This window comes from Streptomyces sp. NPDC057682 (genome assembly GCF_042799575.1).
Lineage (GTDB): Bacteria > Actinomycetota > Actinomycetes > Streptomycetales > Streptomycetaceae > Streptomyces.
Genome location: NZ_JBHVIN010000013.1, coordinates 1 through 25,609, shown reverse-complemented (window position 1 = coordinate 25,609; position 25,609 = coordinate 1). Strand labels below are relative to the sequence as shown.

The following is a 25,609-nucleotide window of genomic DNA, read 5'->3' as shown; positions in this document are numbered from 1 at the left end:
GAAAGAGGGTGTGCGGAGAAGGGCGTGGGCCGAACGAGGCCCGCAACGCCCTATCGCATTCGCGTGCTCACAAGAGGCTCCCTGAGGACCAGGACCCCACGGGTGGACATCTCACGATGTCGAGGGGTCCGCGCTTGCCGTAAGCCTCGCTGCCCACGGCCTGGTCTTCACCCGGGGCACCCCGCCACGGACGGAGGGTTGCCGGACAGCGGGCCGGGGCCGTAGTCGCTGTCACTCATGACCTGCCCAGCATCTTGCCATACGCCGGGGAACGCGCAAGGCGCGGTCCAGGATCTGGACCGCGCCCCGTGGCGTCTCCCCGCCGGGATCAGGCGTTGCTGGCGACGACCCAGCGCTCCAGCGCCCGGCCCGCGGCGCCCGAGTCGATGGACTCGGCGGCCTTGGCCATCCCCTCGGCCAGCCGCGCGGTGAGCGGGGCGTCCGAGGGCTCCAGGGCGGCCAGCGCCGCCGCGGAGTTCAGCAGGACGGCGTCGCGCACCGGGCCCGTCTCACCGGCCAGCAGCCGGCGGGCGACATCCGCGTTGTACGAGGCGTCGGCGCCGCGCAGGGCCTCCACCGGCACCAGGTCGAGGCCGACGTCGCGCGGGTCGAAGACCTCCTCGCGCACCTCTCCGTCCCGGGCGATCCAGACGCGGGAGGTCGCGGTGGTGGTCAGCTCGTCCAGACCGTCGTCGCCGCGGAAGACCAGCGAGGAGTTGCCCCGCTCGGCGAGGACGCCCGCCACGATGGGCGCCATCCGCAGATCGGCGACGCCGATGGCCTGGGAGCGCACCTTGGCCGGGTTGGTGAGCGGGCCCAGGATGTTGAACGTGGTCGGGGCGCCCAGCTCGCCGCGCGCCTTGGCCGCGTGCCGCAGCGAGGGGTGGAACTTCACGGCGAAGCAGAAGGTGATGCCCGCCTCCTCGGCCACCTCGGCGACCCGCTGCGCGGACAGCTCCAGGTTGACGCCCAGCTTGCCCAGGACGTCGGAGGAACCGCTCGCGGAGGAGGCGGCCCGGTTGCCGTGCTTGACGACCTTGGCCCCGGTGCCGGCCACCACGATCGCGGACATGGTGGAGATGTTGACCGTCTTGGCCATGTCCCCGCCGGTGCCGACGATGTCGACGGTGGGTCCGGGCACCTCGATGGTGACGGCGTGCTCGTACATCGCGCGCACCAGGCCGGAGACCTCCGAGACGGTCTCGCCCTTGGCCCGCAGCGCGACCGCGAATCCGGCGATCTGCACATCGGTCGCCTCGCCGCTCATGATGCGGTTCATCGCCCAGGCGGTGTCGTCCGCGCTCAGGTCCTGTCCGCGCAGCAGGGGGGTCAGCACGCCCGGCCAGGAACGGGCCGCCACGCTGTCGCCGCCGTCCGGGGTCACAACGTTCATGGTCCGCTCCTGGGGTCCATTGCCGAAAAAAGGGATGGGGTCACCCTATCGAGAGCCGCGGACAGCGAAGAGCCCCGTCCAGCGAATGGACGGGGCTCCTGCTGTGGCGATCAGGTCAGGTGATCAGTGGTGGCCGTGGCCGCTGGTGATCTCCTTGTACTCCTCGGCGGTGGGCTTGGCGATCTGGTTGTTCTCGCCGTAGTAGCCCTTGCTGAGCTTGGCCCGCAGCTTCTGCACCGCGGACACCTTGCGCGCGACACCGTTCTCGTCGACCAGGGGGCCGATCTCGACCGGCTTGTACTGCTCGTGCGCGGTGAGCGTGTGCAGTTGGGCCGGCGAGAGCGGCTCGTGGACCTCGACGAACTCACCGTGCGGCAGGCGCTTGATGAGCCCGGACTCGCGCCCGTGCAGCACCTTCTCCTTGTCCCGGCGCTGGAGGCCGAGGCAGATCCGCTTGGTGACGACGAACGCGAGGACCGGTCCGACGAAGAAGAAGATCCGGACGAACCAGGAGATCGCGTTGAGCGACAGGTGGAAGTGCGTCGCCCAGAGGTCGTTGCCGCCGCCCACGAGACCGATGAAGTACAGCGTGATCCAGGCGACACCGAAGGCCGTACGGGTCGGGGCGTTGCGCGGGCGGTCCAGGATGTGGTGCTCGCGCTTGTCCCCGGTGACCCAGGACTCGATGAACGGGTAGACCGCGATCGCGCCGAGGATCAGACCGAAGAGGGTCAGCGGGATGAACACGCCCAGGACGAGCGTGTGACCCCACAGGTTGATCTCCCAGCCCGGCATCACTCGGATCAGACCCTCGGCGAAGCCCATGTACCAGTCGGGCTGGGCGCCGGTGGACACCTGGTCCGGGCGGTACGGGCCGATGGCCCAGATCGGGTTGATCGTGGCGATGCCCGCGATGATGGCGATGACACCGAAGACCAGGAAGAAGAAGCCTCCGGCCTTCGCCATGTACACCGGCAGCAGCGGCATGCCGACGACGTTCTTGTTGGTCCGGCCGGGACCCGCGAACTGCGTGTGCTTGTGGTAGAAGACCAGGATCAGGTGGCCCACCAGCAGCCCGAGCATGATGCCCGGCAGCAGCAGGATGTGGATCGAGTAGAACCGCGCGACGAAGTCGCCGCCCGGGAACTCCCCGCCGAACAGGAACATCGAGATGTAGGTGCCGACGATCGGCACCGACAGGATCGCGCCCTGGGTGAAGCGGACACCCGTGCCCGAGAGCAGGTCGTCCGGGAGCGAGTAGCCGGTGAACCCGGTGAACATGCCCAGCGCGAACAGCAGGAAGCCGAACAGCCAGTTGATCTCACGGGGCTTGCGGAACGCACCCGTGAAGAACACGCGCATCATGTGCACGAACATGCCGGCCAGGAAGATCAGCGCGGCCCAGTGGTGGATCTGGCGGACCAGGAGACCACCGCGGACGTCGAAGCTGATGTCCAGCGTCGAGGCGTAGGCCTCGGACATCTGGATGCCCTGCATGGGCTCGTACGGGCCGTGGTACACGACCTCGTTCATGCTCGGGTGGAAGAACAGCGTCAGATACACACCCGTGAGGATGATGATGATGAAGCTGTAGAGGCAGACCTCACCGAGCATGAAGGACCAGTGGTCCGGGAAGATCTTGCGCATGTTGGCCTTGGCCAGGGAGTAGATCCCGAGCCGGCCGTCCGCCCAGTCGGCCACCCGCTCACCGGCGGGCGCCTTGCGCTTCGTATCGGTCGCAGTACTCATCCGCGCTCCCAGAATGCAGGACCGACGGGCTCTTCGAAGTCACCGAGGGCTTCGAGGTTGCCCTCGCTGTTCACACCGATCCGCAGCTGCGGAAGGGCGTGACCGGCCGGACCGAAGATGACGCGGGCGCCGTCGGAGAGGTCGAAGGTGGACTGGTGGCACGGGCAGAGCACGTGGTGCGTCTGCTGCTCGTACAGGCTGATCGGGCAGCCGACGTGGGTGCAGATCTTCGAGAAGGCCACGATGCCCTCGTGGGCCCACGCGCGCTCGCGCTTGTCCTTGATGTTGTCCGGCTCGATGCGGATGATCATCAGCGCGGCTTTGGCGATCTGCGTCTGGAAGTCGTGGTCGTCCTCCTTCAGCCCCTCGGGCATGGCGAAGGTGAGCGAACCGACGGCGACGTCCTCGGGACGCAGCGGCTCCATCGTGTTCATGTTGATGAGCTGCTTGCCCTTGGCCCACAGGGTCGAGCGGAGCTTCTTCTCCGGCAGCGGACCGAGGTCGCGCAGCAGCACCACACCGGCGAGCGGCACCAGGGCCAGCGCACCGAACATCGTGTTCCGGATCAGCTTGCGCCGGCCGAACGCGGACTCCTCGGCACCGGCCGCGAAGTCGGCGAGCACCTTCGCCTTGACCTCGGGCTCGGCCGAGATCGCGTGCCGGTCGTCGGCGACCTCCACGTCCGACATCAGGGTGCGCGCCCAGTGGACGGCGCCCGCGCCGATCGCGAAGAGCGCCACGCCCAGGGTCAGACCCAGGGAGAAGTTCAGCGCGCTCACATGACCGAACGGGAAGATGTAGACGATCTTGTCGACCGGGAAGATGACGTAGGAGGCGATGAAGCCGACCGTCGCCAGCATCGACAGCAGGAAGAGGAACGCGACCGCGCGCTCCGACCGCTTGGCGGCCCGCTCGTCGATGTCCTGGATGCGCGGCCTGTGGGCCGGCAGCCCCGGGTCGGCGAACGGGTCGCCGGCACCCTCGACCGCGCCGTGCGCGGCGTCCTGCTCTGCGGGCAGGTTCTCTTCTGGAATCTCTTGGCTACTCATGACTTCTTGGCCTTAGCGGTGTGGGCCGCGACCCAGACGGCGACGGCGATCAGTGCGCCGAGCCCGAAGATCCAGGCGAAGAGGCCCTCGCTGACCGGACCGAGGCCGCCGAGCGACAGCCCGCCGGGGCTCTCCGACTCGGAGCTGTTGACGGTCTGGACGTACGCGATGATGTCCTTCTTCTGCTGCTCGGGCATCGTCGAGTCGGGGAAGGACGGCATGCTCTGCGGGCCGGTCTGCATGGCCTCGTAGAGGTGCTTGGGGCTCACGCCCTCCAGGTTGGGCGCGGACTTGCCCTTCGTCAGGGCACCACCCGCACCGGTGAAGTTGTGGCACTGCGCGCAGTTGGTGCGGAACAGCTCGCCACCCTTGGCGACGTCGGCGCCCGAGGGGTCGACCTGGCTCTTGGTCGGGACGATCGGACCGGCGCCGAGCGACGCGACGTACGCCGCCAGCTGGTCGATCTCGGCCTGCGAGTAGATGACCTTCTTCTTCGGCACCTGCGCGCCGGGCTGCTGCGCCGGCATACGGCCCGTGCCGACCTGGAAGTCCACGGCGGCGGAGCCCACGCCGACCAGGCTCGGCCCGTCGGTGGTGCCCTGACCACCGGTTCCGTGGCAGCTGGCGCAACCGACGGAGTACAGCTTCTTGCCCTCGTCGATGGCGAGGGACTGGGCGGTTTCGTCGGCCTGCGCCTTACTCGCGGGCGCAAACGCGGCGTACAGCCCCCCAGTAGCCGCCAGCGCGAGGAGTAGTACGACGACCGCCGCCAACGGATGGCGTCGTCGTGCGGAGAGCTTTTTCACGGATTACCCCGGTGTCAGGATCTTCTGCGTCGATGATGGGTCGGGTGCGGGCCCGGTTACTTGATCATGTAGATCGTGGCGAACAGGCCGATCCACACGACATCGACGAAGTGCCAGTAATAGGACACGACGATGGCTGCGGTCGCCTGCTCGTGGGTGAACCTCTTGGCTGCGTACGTCCTGCCCAGGACGAACAGGAAGGCGATGAGCCCGCCTGTCACGTGCAGCCCGTGGAAGCCGGTGGTCAGGTAGAACACCGAGCCGTACGGATCCGAGGACAGCGAGAGGCCGTCCTTCTTCACCAGCTCCGTGTACTCGAAGACCTGGCCTCCGATGAAGATCGCACCCATCACGAACGTGATCACGAACCACGTGCGGAGCTTCTTCACGTCGCCCCGCTCCGCGGCGAAGACGCCGAGCTGGCAGGTGAGTGAGGAGAGCACCAGGATCGTGGTGTTGGTCGCCGAGAACGGGAAGTTCAGGGCGGACGCCATTTCCTTCCAGTGCTCCGGTCCGGTCACCGATCGCAGGGTGAAGTACATCGCGAAGAGGGCCGCGAAGAACATCAGCTCGGAACTCAACCAGATGATGGTTCCGACGCTGGTGAGGTTCGGTCGATTGACCGACGGGTGCGCGTGCCCGGTTTCTACTGTCGTTGCTGTCGCCACGACCGACATTATGTCGGTCGCTTATCCCGCCCTCACTCCGGGGGGTGCCGTTCGGTGTGTCAGGGGGGTGTGTCCTCCCCGAACGGCCCAGGGATCCGTGCTCCGGAGCGGTGCTGACAGGCTGTCGGGCGGAGTACGATCCGCGCATCGGTTCATGCCCGGCACGCCCAGAGCGCCCCGAAGACACAGACGTCACGGAGGAACAATGCAGCCGACCGCCACGGTCCTGGTCTACAGCGACAACGCGCACACCCGTGAGCAGGTGAGGCTGGCGGCCGGACGCAGGCCCGCCGCGGACCTGCCCGAGGTGGAGTTCCTGGAGTGCGCCACCCTGCCCGCCGTCCTGGACGCCCTGGACCACGGCGGCGTGGACGTCTGCGTGCTGGACGGCGAGACGGCTCCGGCGGGCGGTATGGGCGTCTGCCGGCAGATCAAGGACGAGATCTTCCGCTGCCCGCCGGTCCTGCTCCTCATCGGCCGTCCGCAGGACGCCTGGCTGGCCACCTGGAGCCGCGCGGACGGCGCGGTGACCCTGCCGGTGGAGCCGGTCGAGTTCGCCGACGCACTGGCCGCCCAGCTGCGCGCCCGGCTCTCCGTGGGGGCCTGAGGCCCCGGCGCGGCGCGGCTGCCGCGAGGGGCGGCGCACCCCCGGGCGTCAGACCTGGGGGCGCAGCCGCGCCGCCCGGACCGTGTCGACGCGGTCCGGCGTGGTGCTGTTGGTGAGGGCGCTGCCCTTCTGCCACTTGGCCCAGGACAGGTTCCAGTCGCCGTAGCCGTTGTCGAAGGGCGTCATGGTCTCGCCCTCGCTGCCGACGACCTTGACGATGTCGCCCTCGCGCACGGTGTTGAAGAACCACTCGGCCTCGCTGGTGCTCATGCCGGTGCAGCCGTGGCTGACGTTGGCGTACCCCTGTGATCCCGTGGACCAGGGCGCCGCGTGCACGTACTCGCCGCTCCAGGTGACCCGGGTGGCGTAGTAGACGTCGAGGTCGTAGGCGTCGGCGGAGTCGGCGGAGATGCCGATGGACTCCCCGCGCATACGTACGTAGTACTCCTTGCCCAGCACGACCTTGACGCCGTTGCGGGTGGAGAAGCCCGGCTTGCCGGTGGTGACCGGAATGGTGTTGATCACTTCGCCGTTGCGCAGGACCGTCATGGAGTGCGCCGAGGCGTCCGTGATGGCCTCGATGCGGTCGCCGGTCCTGAGCTTGAGGGCCTTGGTGGGCGCCCCGTACAGCGCGTTGGTCACCTTGATGCCCGTCAGGGCGCTGCTGACCTCGATGGTGGCCTTGGCGGGCCAGTAGTCCTTCGGGCGGTAGTGCAGCGTCTTGTCGTCGACCCAGTACCAGGAGCCGGTCACCGCGGGGGTGGAGCGCACCTTCAGGGCGCGTTCCACGGTGGCCCGGGAGGCCCGGTCGGCGACCGGGGCGCTGAGCTGGGCGGTGACGGGCTGTCCGACGCCGTAGGTGCCCGCCTGCGGGCCGAAGGTGACCTGCAGCAGCTTCTTGGCCGCGGCGGTCTCGAAGGAGAGCGTACGGCTGCCGGGGGCGCCGTCGTCGTCCTCCATGCCCACCTTGACGGTGTAGCGGGTGCCGGCGGCGAGCGGGGCGGTGGAGCGCCAGCGGTGGCCCTCCGCGTCGAGTTCGCCCGCCAGGTGGCGGCCCTCGCCGTCCACCGCCGTCACATCGGTGATCCGGCCGTCGTCACCGTCGACGGTGACTTCCAGCGGCTTGTCGGGATCGATCTTCTCGCCCCCGTCGGGAATGCTGGAGGCGATCTCGTCCGCCGCGTCGAACGGCTGTGCCGAGAGCGGGTGGCCGTCGGAGTCCCCGCAGGCCGTCGCCCCGGCGATCAGGGTCACGACCAGCAGAGTGCAGCTCACTACGGGGCGGATGCGCGGCGTGTGGTTCATGCACCCACGCTAAGAAGATTCATCCGTTTCAGCGCGCGGGGTGACTGCAAACGGGGGGCCCGCACTCCGTGTCGGAGCGCGGGCCCCCCGAAAGGGTGGACCGGTGTGCTACTGGGTGCGGTTCTCACCGTGGTAGTACTCGAAGACCCAGCCGAAGAGACCGATCAGGATGATCGGGGCCGAGAAGTAGAGCAGCCACCAGCCGAAGACCACGCCCATGAAGGCGAGCAGGCCGCCGACCGCGAGCGAGAGCGGCTGCCAGCTGTGCGGGGAGAAGAACCCCACCTCGCCGGCCTCGTCCGCCACATCGGCTTCCTTGTTGTCCTGCGCCATGTCGTCGACCCGCTTGGCCGTGAAGGCCAGGTAGAAGCCGATCATGAGGCTCAGGCCGAAGCCGAGGACGAGCGCGGTGGTGCCGACGGGCTCCTTCGACCACACCCCGTAGGTGATGGCCATGATGAGGATGAACAGCGCCAGACCGAGGAACATCTTGCCCTGGATCTTCACTTGCCCGCCTCCTTGCCGCCGGCGAGGGCCTTGTCGTCCGCGGAGTGGTGCTCAAGCTGTTCGAGCGCCGCGATCTCCGGGTGGTGGAGGTCGAAGGCCGGGGATTCGGAACGGATCCGGGGCAGCGTGAGGAAGTTGTGCCGCGGCGGCGGGCAGGAGGTCGCCCACTCCAGCGAACGGCCGTAGCCCCACGGGTCGTCGACCTCGATCTTCTTGCCGTACTTGGCGGTCTTCCAGACGTTGTAGAAGAACGGCAGGATCGACAGGCCGAGCAGGAACGAGGAGATCGTCGAGATCGTGTTCAGCGCGGTGAATCCGTCGGCGGCCAGGTAGTCCGCGTAACGGCGCGGCATGCCCTCGGCACCCAGCCAGTGCTGGACGAGGAACGTGCCGTGGAAGCCGATGAACAGCGTCCAGAAGGTGATCTTGCCGAGCCGCTCGTCGAGCATCTTGCCGGTGAACTTCGGCCACCAGAAGTGGAATCCGGAGAACATCGCGAACACCACGGTGCCGAAGACGACGTAGTGGAAGTGCGCGACCACGAAGTACGAGTCCGAGACGTGGAAGTCCATCGGCGGCGAGGCCAGGATGACACCGGTCAGACCACCGAAGGTGAAGGTGATCAGGAAGCCGATGGCCCAGAGCATCGGTGTCTCGAAGGACAACGATCCCTTCCACATCGTTCCGATCCAGTTGAAGAACTTCACCCCGGTGGGTACCGCGATGAGGAACGTCATGAAGGAGAAGAACGGCAGGAGCACACCGCCGGTGACGTACATGTGGTGGGCCCACACGGTCACGGACAGACCGGCGATGGAAATCGTCGCGGCGACCAGACCGATGTAACCGAACATCGGCTTCCGGCTGAAGACCGGGATGACTTCGGAAATGATTCCGAAGAATGGCAGCGCGATGATGTACACCTCTGGATGCCCGAAGAACCAGAAGAGGTGTTGCCAGAGCAATGCCCCGCCGTTGGACGCGTCGAAGATATGCGCACCGAATTTACGGTCCACTTCCAGCGCGAAGAGCGCGGCGGCCAGCACCGGGAAGGCCAGCAGGACCAGCACACCGGTCAGCAGGACGTTCCAGACGAAGATCGGCATGCGGAACATCGTCATGCCGGGAGCGCGCATGCAGATGATCGTGGTGATGAAGTTGACCGAACCGAGGATCGTGCCGAAGCCGGAGAAGGCCAGACCCATGATCCACATGTCGGCGCCGACACCCGGCGAGCGGACGGCGTCCGACAGCGGGGAGTAGGCGAACCAGCCGAAGTCGGCCGCACCCTGCGGGGTGAGGAAGCCGGCCACCGCGAGCAGCGAGCCGAAGAGGTACAGCCAGTACGCGAACATGTTCAGCCGCGGGAACGCCACGTCGGGCGCGCCGATCTGCAGCGGCATGATCCAGTTCGCGAATCCGGCGAACAGCGGCGTCGCGAACATCAGCAGCATGATCGTGCCGTGCATCGTGAACGCCTGGTTGAACTGCTCGTTCGACATGATCTGCGTGCCGGGACGGGCCAGCTCGGCGCGCATGAAGAGCGCCATGAGTCCGCCGATGCAGAAGAACGCGAACGACGTGACCAGGTACATCGTGCCGATCGTCTTGTGGTCAGTGGTGGTCAGCCACTTGACGACGACGTTGCCCGGCTGCTTCCGCCGGACCGGCAGCTCGTCCTCGTAGGAGTCGTCTGCTGCCGCGGCACCCTGAGGTTCGTTGAGGATGCTCACAGTTTGTTGGTCTCCGCATTCCTGGCCGGGTCAGTCTGCTCGATACCGGCCGGCACGTAGCCCGTCTGGCCCTTCTTCGCCAGCTCCTTGAGGTGCGCCTGGTAGCGCTCCGGGGAGACGACCTTGACGTTGAAGAGCATCCGGGAGTGGTCGACGCCGCAGAGCTCGGCGCACTTGCCCATGAAGGTGCCCTCCTGGTTCGGAGTGACCTCGAAGGCGTTGGTGTGGCCCGGGATGACGTCCTGCTTCATGAGGAACGGCACCACCCAGAAGGAGTGGATGACGTCGCGCGAAGTCAGGATGAAGCGGACCTTCTCACCCTTGGGCAGCCACAGGGTCGGACCCGGGTTGCCGTTCTGGGGGTTCCGGGTTCCCGGGACGCCGACGTCGTAGACGCCGTCCGCGTTCTTGGGGAAGTCCTCGCGGAACCGGTCCGGGATGGCGTCGAGCTCCTTGGGAACTTCGTTGCCCGTGGCGGCGGAGCCGTCCACGTTCTCGATGTAGTTGAAGCCCCAGCTCCACTGGTAGCCGACCACGTTGATGGTGTGGGCCGGCTTCGGGGAGAGTTCGAGGAGCTTCGATTCGTCGCGCGCGGTGAAGTAGAACAACACCGAGACGATGATCAGGGGGACCACGGTGTACAGCGCCTCGATGGGCATGTTGTACCGGGTCTGCGGAGGTACCTCCACCTTGGTGCGGCTGCGCCGGTGGAAGATGACGCTCCACAGGATCAGACCCCAGACCAGCACGCCCGTGGCGAGCGCTGCCGCCCACGAGCCCTGCCAGAGGGAGAGGATCCGTGGTGCCTCTTCCGTTACCGGCGTAGGCATACCAAGGCGGGGGAAGTCCTTGTATGTGCAACCGGTTGCGGTCGCAAGGATCAGGCCCGCAGTCAGCACCTGCGGCAGCTTCCGCCGCATCGGGCGCCGCGACGAGCGGTCGGAGCCGTTGGGACTCACGTAGCGCCTTCCCGAGAGTCTCGCCCGCACGGTCGGCGCGGCCGGTCTCGCTGGTCGGTCGCCGGCCCTGTTGCGGGCAGGGGTTTGGATGTTTATGCGGACCAAACCCTACTGGACGCTATTTGGGGTCGCGCGGGGAGGGTGCCCAACGCGCCGCCCGACTCCCCGAAGGGGTGGAATCCGGCGCTCCGGCCGTCATCTGACGCCCTCTCTCCCGCCCCCGGGGGCGGCCGGTCCCGGGCTCCGGCCGGTGCCGGGCTAGCGTGGCCGGGTGCCCTACTTCGACGCCGCGTCCGCCGCTCCCCTCCACCCCGTCGCCCGCCAGGCGCTGCTTGCCGCCCTGGACGAGGGCTGGGCCGATCCGGCCCGGCTGTACCGGGAGGGGCGGCGGGCCCGGCTCCTGCTGGACGCGGCCCGGGAGGCCGCGGCCGAGGCCGTCGGCTGCCGTCCGGACGAGCTGGTCTTCACCTCGTCGGGGACCCGGGCGGTGCACTCCGGAATTTCCGGCGCGCTCGCGGGCCGTCGGCGTGTCGGCCGCCATCTGGTGGTGTCGGCGGTCGAACACTCGTCGGTGCTCCATTCGGCCGCCGCCCATGAGGACGGGGGCGGATCGGTCACGGAGGTGCCGGTGGAGCGCTCGGGCGCGGTGGACGCCTCGGTGTTCGCGCGGGCGCTGCGGCCCGACACCGCGCTGGCGTGTCTCCAGTCAGCCAATCACGAGGTCGGCACCGAGCAGCCGGTGGCCGAGGCCGTCGCGGCCTGCCGCGAGGCGGGGGTGCCGCTGCTGGTGGACGCGGCGCAGTCGCTGGGCTGGGAGCCGGTGGCGGAGGGCTGGTCGCTGCTGACGGCGAGCGCGCACAAGTGGGGCGGCCCGGCCGGGACGGGGCTGCTGGCGGTCCGCAAGGGCGTGCGGTTCGCGCCGCAGGGACCCGCCGACGAACGGGAGTCGGGGCGGGCGTCCGGTTTCGAGAACCTGCCGGCGATCGTGGCCGCCGCGGCCTCCCTGCGCGCGGTGCGGGCGGAGGCGGCCGGCGAGGCGGCCCGGCTGCGGGCCCTGGTCGACCTGATCCGGGCGCGGGTGCCGGAGCTGGTCCCGGACGTGGAGGTGGTCGGCGATCCGGTGCGGCGGCTGCCGCATCTCGTCACCTTCTCCTGTCTCTATGTCGACGGGGAGACACTGCTGCAGGAGCTGGACCGCTCCGGATTCTCCGTTTCCTCCGGTTCGTCCTGTACGAGCAGCACGCTGACGCCGAGCCATGTGCTCAGGGCGATGGGGGTGCTCTCGGAGGGCAATGTGCGGGTGTCACTGCCCGCGGGCACCACGCGGGAGGACGTGGACCGCTTCCTCGCCGTGCTGCCGCCGGTGGTGGCGGGCGTACGGGAGAAGCTGGGCGCGACCACCGGAGTGCCCGCGGCGCCCCCCTCCCCCGCCCCGGCGGGGCCCCGGGCGGACTCCCCGGCGGACTCCCTGGTGGTCGACGCGCTCGGACGGCGCTGCCCGGTCCCGGTGATCGAACTCGCAAAGGTGATCGGGGAGGTACCGGTGGGCGGGACGGTGACGGTGCTCGCCGACGACGAGGCGGCGCGCCTGGACATTCCGGCCTGGTGCGCGATGCGGGAGCAGGAGTACGTGGGAGAGGAGCCGGCGGAACGGGGCTCGGCCTACACGGTCCGTCGGCTGGTCTGACCGGGGCCCGCCGCTCGGGCGGGTCCCGGCCGTCGGACCGTCCTACGCGAGGTGCGCGCGGACCTCGGCGGCGGCCTCGTGGCCGTACGCCTTGGTGAAGCGGTCCATGAAGTGGGTGCGGTGCAGGGTGTACTCCTGGGTGCCGACCGTCTCGATGACGAGGGTGGCGAGCATGCAGCCGACCTGGGCGGCGCGCTCCAGGCCGACGCCCCAGGCGAGCCCGGAGAGGAATCCGGCGCGGAAGGCGTCGCCGACGCCGGTCGGGTCGGCCTTGACGTTCTCCTCGGGGCAGCCGACGACGATCGGCTCCTCGCCGGCGCGCTCGATGCGCACGCCCTGGGCGCCGAGGGTGGTGACCCGGTGGCCGACCCTGGACAGGATCTCCTCGTCGGTCCAGCCGGTCTTCGACTCGATGAGCCCCTTCTCGTACTCGTTGGAGAAGAGGTAGGTGGCGCCGTCGAGGAGGATGCGGATCTCGTCCCCGTCCATGCGGGCGATCTGCTGCGAGAAGTCCGCGGCGAACGGGATGCCGCGCGTACGGCACTCCTCGGTGTGGCGGAGCATGCCCTCCGGGTCGTCGGCGCCGATGGAGACGAGGTCGAGTCCGCCCACCCGGTCGGCGACGGCCTTGAGCTCGATGAGCCGGGCCTCGCTCATGGCGCCCGTGTAGAAGGAGCCGATCTGGTTGTGGTCGGCGTCGGTGGTGCAGACGAAGCGGGCGGTGTGCAGCACCTCGGAGATGCGTACGGAGCCGGTGTCGACGCCGTGCCGGTCGAGCCAGGCGCGGTACTCGTCGAAGTCGGAGCCGGCGGCACCGACGAGGATCGGGCGGGTGCCGAGGAGTCCCATGCCGAAGCTGATGTTGGCGGCGACTCCTCCCCTGCGTACGTCCAGGTTGTCGACGAGGAAGGAGAGCGAGACCGTGTGCAGCTGGTCGGCCACCAGCTGGTCGGCGAAGCGGCCCGGGAAGGTCATGAGGTGGTCGGTGGCGATGGAGCCGGTGACTGCGATACGCACGGGGAGACTGCTCCTGCGGAGGTCGAGGGGAACGACGTCGGCGTCCCCCGGGGCGGCGTGACAGTTCACGCTACCCGCTCGGGCAGTCGGGCGAACGGGAGAAACTACCCGATAGTAGGGCTTTCCTCCCGAGTGTGGTGATGCCTACGGTGCGGATATGTCGAACCACATCGCCCCGCACGAGACGTCCGAATCCGGTCTGGCCGAGCTGCGCGGGGACTGCGCGCGGATGGCCCCGCACTGGGTGGCGCCCGCGCGCACCGCCGCCGCCCCGGTGCCGCCCGCCCTGATCCACGGGGTGACGGTGCCGCCCGCCTCCGCCCGGCTGATCGACGCGATGTCCGAGTACGGGGACTGACCCGGCCCGCCTTCGCACCCCGGCCGCCCCCGGAGGGAACCGGCCGCGCGCCCGCCCCGTCCCACAGGTGTCCGCAACCCCATGGGCCGGACGATACGCCGCACGGCGGCGTATGACGGCGATACGGCGAAGGAGCGATCCGGTGAGCACCGAGCGACCCGACAACGATGTGACGGGACCCCGGCGGCGGCGGCCGCTCGCCGTGGCCTCGGTGGCGGCTGCCGTCCTCCTGGCCGGGGGCGGCGCGTATCTGGTCGCGGCCGAGGCGAGCGAGGGGAAGAGCACGCCCTCGTCGGGCGCGGCGGGCGCCGCTCCCCCGACGCTGGCCCTGGACGGTCCGGCGGCGGGCCCGGCGACGCCCGAGCCGCGCCCCTCGGCCCCGCCGGAGGGCATCGCCCCCGGCGAACCCGACCCGAACGGCGGCCGGGTGGTCTACCGCGCGTCCGGCACCCTGCCGAAGGGCCCGGACCGGGCCGCCGTCCAGCGGCCGGCCGGAGCGGTCACGGCGGCGGAGGTGAGCCGGCTGGCGCAGGCGCTGGGCGTGTCCGGTACGCCGAGGACGGAGGGCACCACCTGGACGGTGGGCTCCACCGGGGACGGTTCGGGTCCGGTGCTGCGGGTGGCCAAGGAGGCCCCGGGCACCTGGACGTTCGCCCGGTACGGCACCGGAGGCACGGACAACTGCACGAGCACGACGGTCTGTTCGGACAAGCCGGTGGCACCCGACGGCGGTTCGGGCTCCCCGGTGAGCGAGAAGGAGGCGCGGGCCGCCGCCACGCCGGTCCTCAAGGCGGTCGGCCAGGACGGTGCCGCCCTCGACGCACGGCAGCTGATGGGCCCGGTCCGGGTGGTGAACGCCGACCCGGTGGTCGGCGGGCTGCCCACGTACGGCTGGGCCACCGGTCTCCAGATCGGCTCCGACGGTGAGGTGACCGGCGGGAGCGGGCAGCTGAAGGGGCTGGAGAAGGGTGCCGAGTATCCGGTGATCGGCGCGGACGCGGCGCTGAAGGAGCTGAACGCCGCGCAGCCGAGGAGCGGCGGGAACATCGGCGGCTGCATCGACCCGCCGCCGGCCGGGGAGGGAGAGATGGCGCCCCACTACCGCTGCGGGAAGACGACCGGGGCGGAGCCGCCGCTGCGGACGGTGACCGTCGACAAGGCGGTCTTCGGACTGGCCGCGCAGTACGTGGACGGCAAGCAGATCCTCGTACCGTCGTGGCTCTTCACCGCACGGGCGGGCGCGGGCGGCCGGGGCGAGACGGTGGCGCAGGTCGCGGTGGACCCGGCGTTCCTGAAGAAGGACGCCCCCGCGACGCAGCCGCCCGGCGACTCCACGGGCACCACGTCCGGGCCGGTGATCCTGTCCTACGGCACCGACGGGCGGACGCTCTCGGTGACGTTCTGGGGCGGTGCGTGCAGCACCTACACGGCGAGCGCGAGCGAGGACGACGCGACGGTGCGGGTCACCGTGACGGAGAAGAAGGGCGATCCGGGGAAGGCCTGCATCATGATCGCCAAGCAGCTGACGCGCACGGTGACGCTGGACCGGCCGCTCGGCGACCGCACGGTCACCGACACCTCGTCGGGCCACCGGGTGCCGCGCGCCTGACCCCCTCCGCACATACGGAGGCGGCCCCGGGACTTTGATCCCGGGGCCGCCTCCGAATGTGCGGGGCCTTTCGGCGGCTCAGCTGAAGGAGTCGCCGCAGGCGCAGGAACCCGTCGCGTTCGGGTTGTCGATCGTGAAGCCCTGCTTCTCGATGGTGTCGACGAAGTCGACGGAGGCGCCGCCCAGGTAGGGGGCGCTCATCCGGTCGGTGACGACCTTGACGCCGCCGAAGTCCTTGACGACGTCACCGTCGAGCGAACGCTCGTCGAAGAAGAGCTGGTAGCGCAGGCCCGAGCAGCCTCCGGGCTGAACGGCGACGCGCAGCGCGAGGTCGTCGCGGCCTTCCTGCTCCAGCAGGGCCTTGACCTTGGCTGCGGCGGCGTCGGACAGGAGGATGCCGTCGCTCACGGTGGTGGTCTCGTCCGATACGGACATCTGCTTCTCTCCCGGGTTGTACGGAGACTGCTTGTCGACGGTGCAACCGTCGGGGCCGCTGATTCATTCCCCGCCGGGCCGTTCGCCTGTTCCCTTCATGCTCGCACACCGCCCCGCCAGGCGGATGCGTCACATCGACGCTATCGGCATCGTCAAACTGACGTGAAGCGGATATGATAGATAGCGTCAATTAGACGAAAAGCTCCTCCCGCAGAGAAGAAAGGGTGCGTGACGTGACCACGGCCCACCCCGTCCAGGATCTCGATGTCCAGCCGACGCCCCTCGCCCTGCTCCTGCTCGGCCGCGACGCCGACCCCAGGAGCGAGCGCGGTGTCGAATGCCCCGGCGACCTGCCCTCCCCGTCCGACCCGGACCTGGTGGAGCGCGCCCGCGCGGCCAAGGAGAAGCTGGGCGAGAAGGTCTTCGTCCTCGGGCACCACTACCAGCGCGACGAGGTCATCCAGTTCGCCGACGTGACCGGCGACTCGTTCAAGCTCGCCCGGGACGCGGCGGCGCGCCCGGAGGCGGAGTACATCGTCTTCTGCGGTGTGCACTTCATGGCCGAGTCCGCGGACATCCTCACCTCCGACGAGCAGAAGGTCGTGCTGCCGGACCTGGCCGCCGGCTGCTCGATGGCCGACATGGCCACCGCCGAGCAGGTCGCGGAGTGCTGGGACGTGCTGACCGAGGCGGGGGTCGCCGAGCAGGTCGTCCCCGTCTCGTACATGAACTCCTCCGCCGACATCAAGGCCTTCACCGGTCGGCACGGCGGCACGATCTGCACCTCGTCCAACGCGAAGCGCGCCCTGGAGTGGGCCTTCGAGCAGGGCGAGAAGGTGCTCTTCCTGCCGGACCAGCACCTGGGCCGCAACACCGCCGTGCGGGACATGGGCATGTCCCTGGAGGACTGCGTCCTCTACAACCCGCACAAGCCGAACGGCGGTCTCACCGCCGAGGAGCTGCGGAACGCGAAGATGATCCTGTGGCGCGGCCACTGCTCGGTGCACGGCCGCTTCTCGGTCGAGTCCGTCAACGACGTCCGCGCCCGCATACCCGGCGTCAACGTCCTGGTGCACCCCGAGTGCAAGCACGAGGTCGTCGCCGCCGCGGACTACGTCGGTTCGACGGAGTACATCATCAAGGCCCTGGAGGCCGCCCCGGCCGGTTCGAAGTGGGCCATCGGCACGGAGCTGAACCTGGTCCGCCGCCTGGCGAACCGTTTCGCCCCCGAGGGCAAGGAGATCGTCTTCCTCGACAAGACGGTCTGCTTCTGCTCGACGATGAACCGCATCGACCTGCCGCACCTGGTGTGGACCCTGGAGTCCCTGGCCGAGGGGAACCTGGTCAACCGGATCGAGGTCGACCCCGAGACGGAGAAGTACGCGAAGCTGGCGCTGGAGCGGATGCTGGCGCTGCCGTAGGCGTTTCTGGTGCGGAAGGTCCGGACGCGGCCGATTTTGTCCGGACCGGCCCGGAACCCCGTCCCCCGTATCTACGCTGCTGTCCTCATTCGGCGGTTGGTGTGGATACGGGGGACAGGCATATGGCGCGACGAGGCGGGGTCGACGATCTGGTGGTCGTCGTGCCGGGAATCCTCGGCAGCACGCTCGCGGACGCGGACGGGCACGAGGTCTGGGCGGCCTCCGGGAAGGCCCTGCTGCGGGGCATCCGCACCCTCGGGAACTCGGTCAAGGGCCTGACGCTCCCGGCCGGTCTGGGCGACGAGCACCCCGGTGACGGCGTACGCCCCACCGGCCTCATGTCCGACGTGCACGCCCTGCCCGGGGTGTGGAACCCGGTGGACGGCTACAGCGGTCTGCTGGACTGGCTGGAGCGGAACTTCACCCTCCGGCGCCGCCTGCCGGGCGAGGCGGCCGACGTCCCGGCCAACCTGGTCGGCTTCGCGTACGACTGGCGGCTCTCCTGCCGCTACAACGCGGAACGGCTGGCCGAGCGGGTGGACGAGGAGCTGGGCCGTTGGCGGGCGTCCCGCGCCGACCGGCGGGACGCGAAGGCGGTCCTCCTCTGCCACTCCATGGGCGGCCTCGTCACCCGCAGCTACGTCGAGCAGTGCGGGGGCGCGGAGGTCACGCGCCGGGTGGTCACGCTGGGGACGCCGTACCGGGGGTCGTTGGACGCGCTGATGTATCTGGTCAATGGGATGCGGTACGGGATCGGCCCGGTCGGCCTCGACCTCACGCCGTTCGCCCGGAGCCTCCCGTCGCTGCACCAGCTCACGCCGGACTACGCCTGCCTGGCGACGGCCGGGGGTGCGCCGTTGCGGTACGCGCGTGAGGTCACCGGGCTGCCCGGGGTGGACGAGGCGCTGCTGTCGGCCGCCGCCCGGTTCCACGCGGAGTTGCGGGAGTCGGACGCGGGCGCGCGGTACGGCGTGGAGTACGTCCCCGTCGGCGGGGCGCGCCAGCCGACGCCGACGACCGCCGAGACGGACGGCGACGGTCTGCGCGCCCTGCTCACCATCGACGGGGCGGACGAGGGCGGCGACGGGCGGGTGCCCGACCTCTCCAGCCGGGCGGTGGGCGCGGGCCGGCACGCGTACACCACGTGGGAGAAGCACGGCTCCCTCCAGAACAACAACGCCGTCCGCCAGGGCCTCGACGCGTGGCTGTCCCCCGAGCCGCCCGTCCACCGGGGGCCGGGCGACGGCGAGGTGCCTCTCTGTGTGGACGCGCCGGAGCTGCTGGTCGAGGGGGACGCGTACGAGATCCGGGCCACGGTTCCCCCGGGCACGGCGGGCCATGACCGGATCGCCGTGTTCGCGGGGATGGAGGGCGGTCCGATGCGGACGATGACCAATCGGGGCGGTGGGCTGTACACCTGCCGGATCAAGGGACTTCCGCCGGGCGGGCACCGGGTGCGGATCGGGGCGCGAGTTCCGTCCCATGTGGTGATGACGGCTCTGGTGCTGGTACTGGAACGGGGGTGACGGCGACGCGTCCCCGTCTTCATCGGCAGTCGTTCGCCTCCGCCGTGGTCATTTCGCCCTCCGGCGCCGTGAGGGCGGGGGCCAGACGGTGTCCCCGGCTCTCCGCGATCCTCAGGGCGGTCTGCAAGGACTCCGCGAGCCAGACCCCGGCGAACCTCAACTCGCGTGTCCCCACCCCCGCTTCCGCGAGCAGCGTCCGGGCCTCCGTCAGCACGTACTCGGCCGAGTCGAGCAGGTCCGTCTCCACCTCGTCGGCCAGCCGCGACATCCGGCTGTCCGGGTTGTCCGTGCTCAGGTAGCACGGATTCCCGCTCTCGCCGGTCCAGGGGAGCAGCCTCATCGGCCGACCCTCCGCGTCGAACATCATGTCGCCCCTGCCTTCGTTCGGGAAGCGCTCTGGCCTCCGGTCACACCGCCTGGTTACGGTGTGTGCCGCAATCGTCGCGCTGCGGCGGACCCTTCCAACAGGACCGCCCCGTCCCGACGTTCAGCACGGGACATACGGAAGGCCCGCTCCATGACGTTCAGGCCCCAGCCGCTCACGCCCTACCTCTCCGCCCGCCACTACTTCGGCTCCGAGCAGCGCCGCCACCGCGAGCGCGCCAAGCTCTCCCTCGTCCAGCTGGCCGACATCCTGAACTCCAGCAAGAGCACCCTCGCCCGGATCGAGACGGCGGAGCTGATGCCGCCGCCGGACATCCCGGGAGCGCTCGACGTCGCCTTCGGAACGGACCGGCACTTCCACGGGCTGTACGAGCTGGCGAAGCGGGAGATCCATCCCGACCAGTACCAGCGGTACATGGACTTCGAGGCACGGGCCGACCGGATAGAGCAGTACGGCGCGCAGGCCCTTCCCGGTCTGCTTCAGACCGAGGAGTACGCGCGCACGTTCCTTCGCTGCCAGACGGACCTGGACGCCGAGCAGGTGGAGGAACGTGTTGCCGCGCGTATGTCGCGGCAGGAGCGGCAGCATTCGGAGAACCCGCCCTTACGGTGGGCGGTCATCGACGAAGGCGTACTCCGGCGGCAGATGGGCAGCCGGTCCTGCATGCACCACCAACTGGCTTCCCTGTTGGAGCAGGTGGATGCTCCGGACAGTAAAGTTCAGGTGATGCCGTTCAGTGCGGGACTCCACTCGCTGCTGGGGGGCGCGCTGACTCTGCTGACCCTGCCCGACGGCACTTCGGTGGCGTACGAGGAAGGCATTCAGGCCGGTCACCTCTACGAGGATCCGGCTGCGGTGAAGAAGTGGCGGTGGCAGTACGAGGTGCTACGTGCCAACTCCCTCACCTTGGCCGAGTCGGCCGATCTGATCCGGACCGTGATGGAGGAGTACCGACCATGAACCGCACCCCCGAGCTGAGTAACGCCCGCTGGCGCAGCAGCAGTTACAGCAACTCCAACGGTGGCGAGTGCGTCGAGGTCGCCGACGGCTTCCCCGGCCTCGTCCCCGTACGCGACAGCAAGAACCCGACCGGTCCGGCTCTCGTCATCGAGGCGGCCGCCTGGAGCGAGTTCGTCTCGTCGCTGAAGTAGCGCGCGGCGCAACGGCCTGTCCCACACGCGGGTGGGGGACAGGCCGTTTCCTTATCACCCGGGGACCGGAAAGAGTCGAGTTTGTCCGGACCGGCACCCCGGCGTCCGATCCGTGCATACGCTGCTGTCCATTTCGACGGCGTGTGTACGGGAAGGCGGAGCGCCCGATGGCGGATGAGGCGGATGCAGTGGGCGGCGAGGCCGTGGGGACCGCGTTGTGCGTGGTGTGTGAGACGTACGCCGACGAGCGGACCTTTCCCCGGCTGACCGGCGCGACGGCCCAGATGGAGGGGATCGTCAACCGCCTTGAGACGCTGGGGATCGCGACCCGCATGGCGGGGGGCGGCAACCCTTCCTGGACGGCCTTCGACCGGGACCTCACCGCCTGGAGCGCGTCCGGTGCGGGGAAGCCCGCGATCATCGTCTGGTCGGGGCACGGGGTGCTCGTGGACGACGAACTCCGGCTGGCGCTGTGCGACTTGGATCTCGATGTCGAGCAGGTGGTCCGGGACGCGCGCGCCCTGAGGCACGGGGTATCGGCCGAGACGCTGGTGAACGAGGCGGTGGCGTCGGGGGCGGATCAGATTCTGGTGATCGTCGATGCCTGCCATGCGGGGGATGCCGTGGGGCGCGGGGTGGAGAAGGCGCTGCGGCGCTGGGAGACCACGTCCGCGCCGCCGGGGCGGGTGCAGTGGTTCGGGATCATGGCGAGTTGCCGGCGGGGTGAGACGTCGGACGGCGGCGGGCCGCTGCTGGAGGCGCTGGCCGAGGTGCTGCGGGAGGGCCCGGTCACCCGGGAGTACCGCTCGGCGTGGAGCGCGCACAACGCGTGGGTGAGCGGTCCGGATGTGCTGGCGGCGCTCGGGGAGCGGTGGAGCGGCGAGGGGCAGACGCCGGTTCCGGCCGCGCTGGGGACCGGGCGGCCGGTCTTCCCGAATCCGCGCCATGTACCGGGGGCGCCGGCCAGGCTGGTGGAGCATCTGGTACTCGCGGCGCGGGGGGTCGGGTTCCGGGAGGAGGGCTGGTTCTTCACGGGGCGGAAGCAGGTGCTGGGCCGGATCACCGCCTGGCTGGAGACCGACGAGGCCGGGCTCTTCCTGGTGACCGGTCCGGCGGGATGCGGCAAATCGGCGGTGCTGGGCCGGATCGCGACGCTCGCCGACCCCGTGCGGCGCGCGGAGACCGAGACGCACGGCGGGCTGCGCGCGGGCGATCCCGACCCGGGTGCGGGGCGGCCCCTCGCCGCCGTACATCTGCGGGGTCTGAGTCCGCTCCAGGCGGCGTCGGAACTGGCGGCGCGGCTCGGGCTGCCCGAGCCCCGCAACACGGACGACTTCCGGGGTGAGCTGCGCGAGCTGGACCGGCGTCCGGTGCTGGTGCTCGACGGGCTGGACGAGGTGCCCGCCGAGCATCTGCGTTCCATGATCGAGGAGTTGGTGTTCCCGCTGAGCCGGGCCGTGCCCGTACTGCTCGGCTCGCGGGAACGGGCGTTCCGGGGGCGGGTGGCGGACGGCGGGCATCCGGACGAGACGCTGCCGGACGCGTTGGCCCGGCTGATCGGGGCGGGCGTCATCACCGCAGACCTGGAGCAGGAGCCGCGTACGCAGGAGGACATCGCCGCGTACGTCTTCCGCCGGTGCGCGGCGGCCGGTGTCCCGGAGGAGCGGGCGCGGGAGGCGGGCGACGCGGTGGCCGCGCGCGCCTCGGCCGTGGGCGGCGGGTTCCTGTTCGCCCGGCTGGTGGCGGGCTCGCTGCTGGCGCAGGGGCGGCTCGCCGGGGAGGAGCGGTGGCGGGCCGGTCTGCCGGAGTCCATCGGCTCCGCGTTCGAGGACGATCTGCGGGCGGGTCCGGTCCGGGTCCGGGCCGACGGCCGTGAACTCCCCTCCGCCGCCCGGGATCTGCTGACCGCGCTGGCCTGGACGGCGGGGCGCGGCATGCCCGCCGGCGGTGTCTGGGAGGAGGTCGCCGGGGCGCTCGGCGGCCGGGACGTGCCGTACGACGAGTCCGATGTGGACTGGGTGCTCTCCGCGTACGGGCGCTCCATCGTCGAGGACGCGGAGGACGGGCAGGCGGTGTACCGCCTGTACCACCGGGAGTTCGTCTCCCATCTCGCCGCCCGTCCGGGGCCGCGCGGCGCCGACGCCGCGGAGGTGGTCGCCGCCGCGCTCGTCGCGCACGCGGAACGGCGGGTCCCGGAGGGCGGCTGGGCGGCGGCGGACCCCTACGTGGTCCGGGCGCTGTCCCCGCACGCGGTGCGGGCGGGCGAGGCGGGGATCGGGCTGCTGCGGGGGCTGGCGGAGCGGCTCGGCCCGGTCGCGGTGCCGCCGCTGGCCCACGCGTTGCACAGCTTCTCCGAACGGCTCGGGACGGAGGGCGACCTGGACGGGGCGCTGGACGCGGCGCGGGAGTCCGCCCGGCTCCTGGCGGACCTGGAGGGGCCCGCCGCCGGACGCCGGACGCCGGCGCTGGTCCGCTCGCTCATCAACGTCGCCAACCGGTACGCCGACATCGGGGACCGCGAGGGGGCGCTGGTTCCGGCCCGGGAGGCGGTCGCGCTCCAGCGCGGCGTCACCGAGGCGGGGGGCGACGCGACCGGGGGCGATCTCGCTCTGGCCCTCGCCACGCTCGGCCGGCGGCTCCACGAGACCGGGGACCGCGAAGGGGCTCTCACGCTCACCCGGGACGCCGCCGACGTCTTCCGGGAGCTGTCCGAGAAGGACCCGGCGGCCTACCGTCCGCGCCTCGCCGCCTCGCTGAACAACCTGGTGGTGAGCCTGTCGGCCGTCGGGGAGCGCCGGGCCGCCGTCGCCCCCGCGCAGGAGTCGGTGAGGATCACCACCGAACTCGCCGCCGCGCGCCCGGACGAGTTCCTGGGGCCGCTCGCCGCCTCCCTGACCAATCTGGCCTACGCCCTGAAGTCCGTCGGGCGGCACGCGGACGCCCTGCCGCACGCGGAGGCGGCGGTCCGGGCCAACCGGAAGGTGGCCGAGCGCCATCCCGCCGCGCTGCGGGCCGAACTGGCCGGTTCCCTGGCCAATCTCTCCGAACACCGGGAGGACGTGGGCGATCTCGCGGGGTCCCTGGCGCCCGCGCGGGAGGCCGTGGAGATCTGCCGGGACCTCGTCGCACGCCATCCGGCCGCCTTCCAGCAGGACCTGGCCGTGTCCCTGCACAATCTGGCGGACCGGCTCTCCGCCACCGGAGACCACGAGGGCGCGCTCTCCCCGGCCCGTGAGGCCGCACGCACCTTCGCCCGGCTCGCCAACGACCACCCGGACGTCTTCCAGCCCGATCTCGCCCGGTCCCTGACGTCCCTGGCCAACAAGACCGCGGCCGCCGGGGACCGCACCACGGCCGTACTGTTCGCCCGCCAGGCCCTCCAGCTCCAGCGCGATCTGGTCCGCAGCCGGCCGGCGGCCTCGCTCCCCGGACTGGCGGGGATGCTCAACAACCTCGCCACGCACCTGGCCGCCGACGGCGAGCTCGCGGAGGCCCTCCCCCACGCCGAGGAGGCCGCCGCGCTCTACGGGCGCCTCGCCGACGAGGACCGCGAGGCGTTCCTCCCGGACTACGCGGTGACCCTCAACAACGTCGGCAACCACCGCGCGAACCTGGGCGATCTCTCCGGGGCGCTCGCCGCGGGACGGGAAGCCGTCGCCCTCCGCCGGGAACTCGCCGTGCGGCGGCCCGCCGTCTTCCGGGCGGAGCTGGCCACGGCCCTCGCCAACCTCGCCGCCCATCTGAACCGGGCCGGCGAATCCGGCGAAGGGCTGGCCGCCGCGACGGAGGCCGTGACGCTGCTGCGTGAACTCGCCCCCGACGCACCCGTTCTGCGCTCCTCGTTCGCGGGGGCCCTCGGCACCCTGGCCCAGAACCTCGCCGACACCGGCAGTCCGGAGGAAGCCCTGACGGCGGCCCGGGAAGGCGTCGTCCTCTGGCACCGGCTCGTGGCGGAGCACACCGGCGCCCACCTTCCCGATCTGGCGCTCGCCCTGCGCAACCTCGGCAGGCTGCGGGGGATCAACGAGGATCCCGAAGGGGCCGTGAGCACGGCGCGGGAAGCCGTCACCGCCTACCGCGCCCTGGCCCTGGAGAATCCGCGCGCCTTCGCGGACGATCTGGCGCGCACGCTCGGCGACCTGGCCCGCGCGCTCACCCGCACCGGTGACCACGCCTCGGCGGTCGAGGCGTACGACGCGTGCGCGGCGGACTTCGCCGCCACCGACCCCGCGACCCTGCGGCTCCTCACCGTCGAGCGGGGCGCCCTCCTGCTGGACTGCCCCGAGCCCCGCCCCGCGGAGGGCGTACGCGCGCTCGTGTCGTTCCTGACGCGGGACGCCGGGCCCGACGACGGCCCGGACCGGGTGACCGTACGGGCCCGGCGGGCGCTGCGCGCGCATGGCGACCCGCAGGCAGTACGGGCCGTGTGGGAGGCGGAGACCTCGGGGCCGGCGCCCGACTGGCTGTCCCTGTCGGCCGGGACGCTGGAGCTGGTCGGCACCTGGATGTTCGCGCCCGACTGGCCCGCGTCGCGCGATCTGTGGTCCCGGCACGCCGACGCGCTCGGCGGCGAGGAGGCCGCGACGGCGCTCGACGAGCTGGCGCTCCTGGACCCCGTGACCGCGCGCCGGCACACCGCGCTCCGCGAGCTGGTGCTCGCCCACGGTGTGACCGCCGCCTACGATCCGCTGATCCTGTCGGAGCAGCTGGCCGCGTGGGTGGGGTGCGGATCCTGGGCCGAGTCGCGGGCGTATCTCCAGGACCATCCGCGTCTCCTCCAGGTCCGGCCGTCCCCGGACACTCCGCTCTCGCATGTCGCGCTGCTCGACATCGGCCGCGCGGAGGGGCTGGACGCCGCCTATCGCCTCGTGGAGGACCGCGACGCCCTTCACGCCTATGTGGAGCGGTCGATGGCCGCCGGGGACGGCACCGCACTGATGCACGCGGCGGCCATCGAGGGGCAGGTCTTCGACGACAAGCTGTCCTCCCTCACCCATGCGCAGGCGGGCATGGTGCTGGCCGGTGCGGTGGAGGGCGTCGAACCGGACGAGCTGACCACGCTGATCCCCCGTGCCCGGGAGGAGATCCGGGTGCGGCTGCTGCGGGAGATCGCCGCCCTCAGCGTCCGGCACGCGCAGCCGCACGGGGAGCTGTGGCTCCGTATGGTCCAGGCGCTCAGCGGGGCGGTCTGAGACCGGAACATACGAAGGGGCCCGGACCGCACGATGTCGTGCGGTCCGGGCC

General features: G+C 70.7%; 21 protein-coding genes and 1 riboswitch. Of the genes, 9 read left to right on the top strand and 12 right to left on the bottom strand.

Annotated elements, in window-relative coordinates:
* Positions 1 to 125 precede the first annotated feature (125 nt).
* Positions 126 to 243: riboswitch (SAM riboswitch) on the bottom strand.
* A gap of 85 nt (positions 244 to 328) precedes the next feature.
* From trpD to ACFVDM_RS23460, 5 genes are all read right to left on the bottom strand, one after another.
* The gene (gene trpD / locus ACFVDM_RS23480; protein WP_383643332.1) at positions 329 to 1,393 is read right to left on the bottom strand and encodes an anthranilate phosphoribosyltransferase; all 1,065 of its coding nucleotides are present in this window, start codon (positions 1,391 to 1,393) and stop codon (positions 329 to 331) included.
* A gap of 123 nt (positions 1,394 to 1,516) precedes the next feature.
* Positions 1,517 to 3,142 carry a cytochrome bc complex cytochrome b subunit gene (locus ACFVDM_RS23475; RefSeq protein ID WP_383643329.1) on the bottom strand — a complete coding sequence of 542 codons (1,626 nt, stop codon included), beginning with the start codon at positions 3,140 to 3,142 and terminating at the stop codon, positions 1,517 to 1,519.
* On the bottom strand, positions 3,139 to 4,191 hold the full coding sequence (locus tag ACFVDM_RS23470) for a Rieske 2Fe-2S domain-containing protein (protein ID WP_383643326.1): 1,053 nt from the start codon (positions 4,189 to 4,191) through the stop codon (positions 3,139 to 3,141). The genes ACFVDM_RS23475 and ACFVDM_RS23470 overlap by 4 nt, the downstream gene beginning before the upstream one ends.
* Positions 4,188 to 4,997 (bottom strand): c-type cytochrome, encoded by an 810-nt coding sequence (locus ACFVDM_RS23465; RefSeq protein WP_383643323.1) that lies wholly within the window; start codon positions 4,995 to 4,997, stop codon positions 4,188 to 4,190. The genes ACFVDM_RS23470 and ACFVDM_RS23465 overlap by 4 nt, the downstream gene beginning before the upstream one ends.
* 56 nt (positions 4,998 to 5,053) lie before the next feature.
* Positions 5,054 to 5,674: a heme-copper oxidase subunit III gene (locus tag ACFVDM_RS23460; protein ID WP_383643320.1), complete on the bottom strand. Its 621-nt coding sequence runs from the start codon at positions 5,672 to 5,674 to the stop codon at positions 5,054 to 5,056.
* A 196-nt stretch (positions 5,675 to 5,870) separates the two neighbouring features.
* Here ACFVDM_RS23460 and ACFVDM_RS23455 point away from each other — a divergent pair, with 196 nt between their 5' ends.
* Complete coding sequence (locus ACFVDM_RS23455; RefSeq protein ID WP_383643317.1) at positions 5,871 to 6,272, top strand: hypothetical protein; 402 nt, start codon at positions 5,871 to 5,873, stop codon at positions 6,270 to 6,272.
* Between the two features lie 48 nt (positions 6,273 to 6,320).
* Here the strand turns inward: ACFVDM_RS23455 and ACFVDM_RS23450 are convergent, their stop codons facing one another.
* From ACFVDM_RS23450 to coxB, 4 genes are all read right to left on the bottom strand, one after another.
* Positions 6,321 to 7,577, bottom strand: a complete 1,257-nt coding sequence (locus tag ACFVDM_RS23450; protein ID WP_383643314.1) for an Ig-like domain-containing protein — start codon at positions 7,575 to 7,577, stop codon at positions 6,321 to 6,323.
* Positions 7,578 to 7,685: 108 nt separating this feature from the next.
* A complete protein-coding gene (locus ACFVDM_RS23445; RefSeq protein WP_383643311.1) occupies positions 7,686 to 8,084 on the bottom strand; it encodes a cytochrome c oxidase subunit 4 in 399 nt (132 codons plus the stop codon).
* The gene (ctaD, locus tag ACFVDM_RS23440; RefSeq protein ID WP_383643308.1) at positions 8,081 to 9,817 is read right to left on the bottom strand and encodes a cytochrome c oxidase subunit I; all 1,737 of its coding nucleotides are present in this window, start codon (positions 9,815 to 9,817) and stop codon (positions 8,081 to 8,083) included. The genes ACFVDM_RS23445 and ctaD overlap by 4 nt, the downstream gene beginning before the upstream one ends.
* A complete protein-coding gene (gene coxB, locus ACFVDM_RS23435) occupies positions 9,814 to 10,776 on the bottom strand; it encodes a cytochrome c oxidase subunit II (RefSeq protein ID WP_383643305.1) in 963 nt (320 codons plus the stop codon). The genes ctaD and coxB overlap by 4 nt, the downstream gene beginning before the upstream one ends.
* A gap of 271 nt (positions 10,777 to 11,047) precedes the next feature.
* Between coxB and ACFVDM_RS23430 the strand changes: the two genes are divergently transcribed.
* Positions 11,048 to 12,463 carry a cysteine desulfurase/sulfurtransferase TusA family protein gene (locus tag ACFVDM_RS23430; protein WP_383643302.1) on the top strand — a complete coding sequence of 472 codons (1,416 nt, stop codon included), beginning with the start codon at positions 11,048 to 11,050 and terminating at the stop codon, positions 12,461 to 12,463.
* A gap of 42 nt (positions 12,464 to 12,505) precedes the next feature.
* On the opposite strand, the gene ACFVDM_RS23425 is transcribed toward ACFVDM_RS23430, so the two are convergent.
* Positions 12,506 to 13,480, bottom strand: coding sequence for a carbohydrate kinase family protein (locus ACFVDM_RS23425; RefSeq protein WP_383643299.1), 975 nt, complete (start codon positions 13,478 to 13,480; stop codon positions 12,506 to 12,508).
* Between the two features lie 157 nt (positions 13,481 to 13,637).
* Between ACFVDM_RS23425 and ACFVDM_RS23420 the strand changes: the two genes are divergently transcribed.
* Together ACFVDM_RS23420 and ACFVDM_RS23415 are read left to right on the top strand one after the other, a co-directional pair.
* Complete coding sequence (locus tag ACFVDM_RS23420; protein WP_383643296.1) at positions 13,638 to 13,838, top strand: hypothetical protein; 201 nt, start codon at positions 13,638 to 13,640, stop codon at positions 13,836 to 13,838.
* A 142-nt stretch (positions 13,839 to 13,980) separates the two neighbouring features.
* The gene (locus tag ACFVDM_RS23415) at positions 13,981 to 15,447 is read left to right on the top strand and encodes a hypothetical protein (protein ID WP_383643293.1); all 1,467 of its coding nucleotides are present in this window, start codon (positions 13,981 to 13,983) and stop codon (positions 15,445 to 15,447) included.
* A gap of 78 nt (positions 15,448 to 15,525) precedes the next feature.
* On the opposite strand, the gene ACFVDM_RS23410 is transcribed toward ACFVDM_RS23415, so the two are convergent.
* Positions 15,526 to 15,882, bottom strand: a complete 357-nt coding sequence (locus tag ACFVDM_RS23410) for an iron-sulfur cluster assembly accessory protein (protein WP_014045490.1) — start codon at positions 15,880 to 15,882, stop codon at positions 15,526 to 15,528.
* A gap of 224 nt (positions 15,883 to 16,106) precedes the next feature.
* On the opposite strand from ACFVDM_RS23410, the gene nadA reads away from it, so the two are divergent.
* A complete protein-coding gene (nadA, locus tag ACFVDM_RS23405; protein WP_383643289.1) occupies positions 16,107 to 17,303 on the top strand; it encodes a quinolinate synthase NadA in 1,197 nt (398 codons plus the stop codon).
* Positions 17,304 to 17,425: 122 nt separating this feature from the next.
* The gene (locus ACFVDM_RS23400) at positions 17,426 to 18,829 is read left to right on the top strand and encodes an esterase/lipase family protein (protein WP_383643286.1); all 1,404 of its coding nucleotides are present in this window, start codon (positions 17,426 to 17,428) and stop codon (positions 18,827 to 18,829) included.
* A 19-nt stretch (positions 18,830 to 18,848) separates the two neighbouring features.
* Here ACFVDM_RS23400 and ACFVDM_RS23395 read toward each other — a convergent pair whose 3' ends face one another.
* On the bottom strand, positions 18,849 to 19,169 hold the full coding sequence (locus tag ACFVDM_RS23395) for a hypothetical protein (protein WP_383643283.1): 321 nt from the start codon (positions 19,167 to 19,169) through the stop codon (positions 18,849 to 18,851).
* 177 nt (positions 19,170 to 19,346) lie between these two features.
* Between ACFVDM_RS23395 and ACFVDM_RS23390 the strand changes: the two genes are divergently transcribed.
* The 3 genes from ACFVDM_RS23390 (at position 19,347) to ACFVDM_RS23380 (ending at position 25,557) form a co-directional block, all read left to right on the top strand.
* Positions 19,347 to 20,174: a Scr1 family TA system antitoxin-like transcriptional regulator gene (locus tag ACFVDM_RS23390; protein WP_383643280.1), complete on the top strand. Its 828-nt coding sequence runs from the start codon at positions 19,347 to 19,349 to the stop codon at positions 20,172 to 20,174.
* The gene (locus ACFVDM_RS23385; RefSeq protein ID WP_383643276.1) at positions 20,171 to 20,365 is read left to right on the top strand and encodes a DUF397 domain-containing protein; all 195 of its coding nucleotides are present in this window, start codon (positions 20,171 to 20,173) and stop codon (positions 20,363 to 20,365) included. Before ACFVDM_RS23390 ends, ACFVDM_RS23385 begins: the two co-directional genes overlap by 4 nt.
* Before the next feature lie 167 nt (positions 20,366 to 20,532).
* Positions 20,533 to 25,557 carry a tetratricopeptide repeat protein gene (locus ACFVDM_RS23380; protein WP_383643274.1) on the top strand — a complete coding sequence of 1,675 codons (5,025 nt, stop codon included), beginning with the start codon at positions 20,533 to 20,535 and terminating at the stop codon, positions 25,555 to 25,557.
* The last annotated feature ends 52 nt before the right edge of the window (positions 25,558 to 25,609 follow it).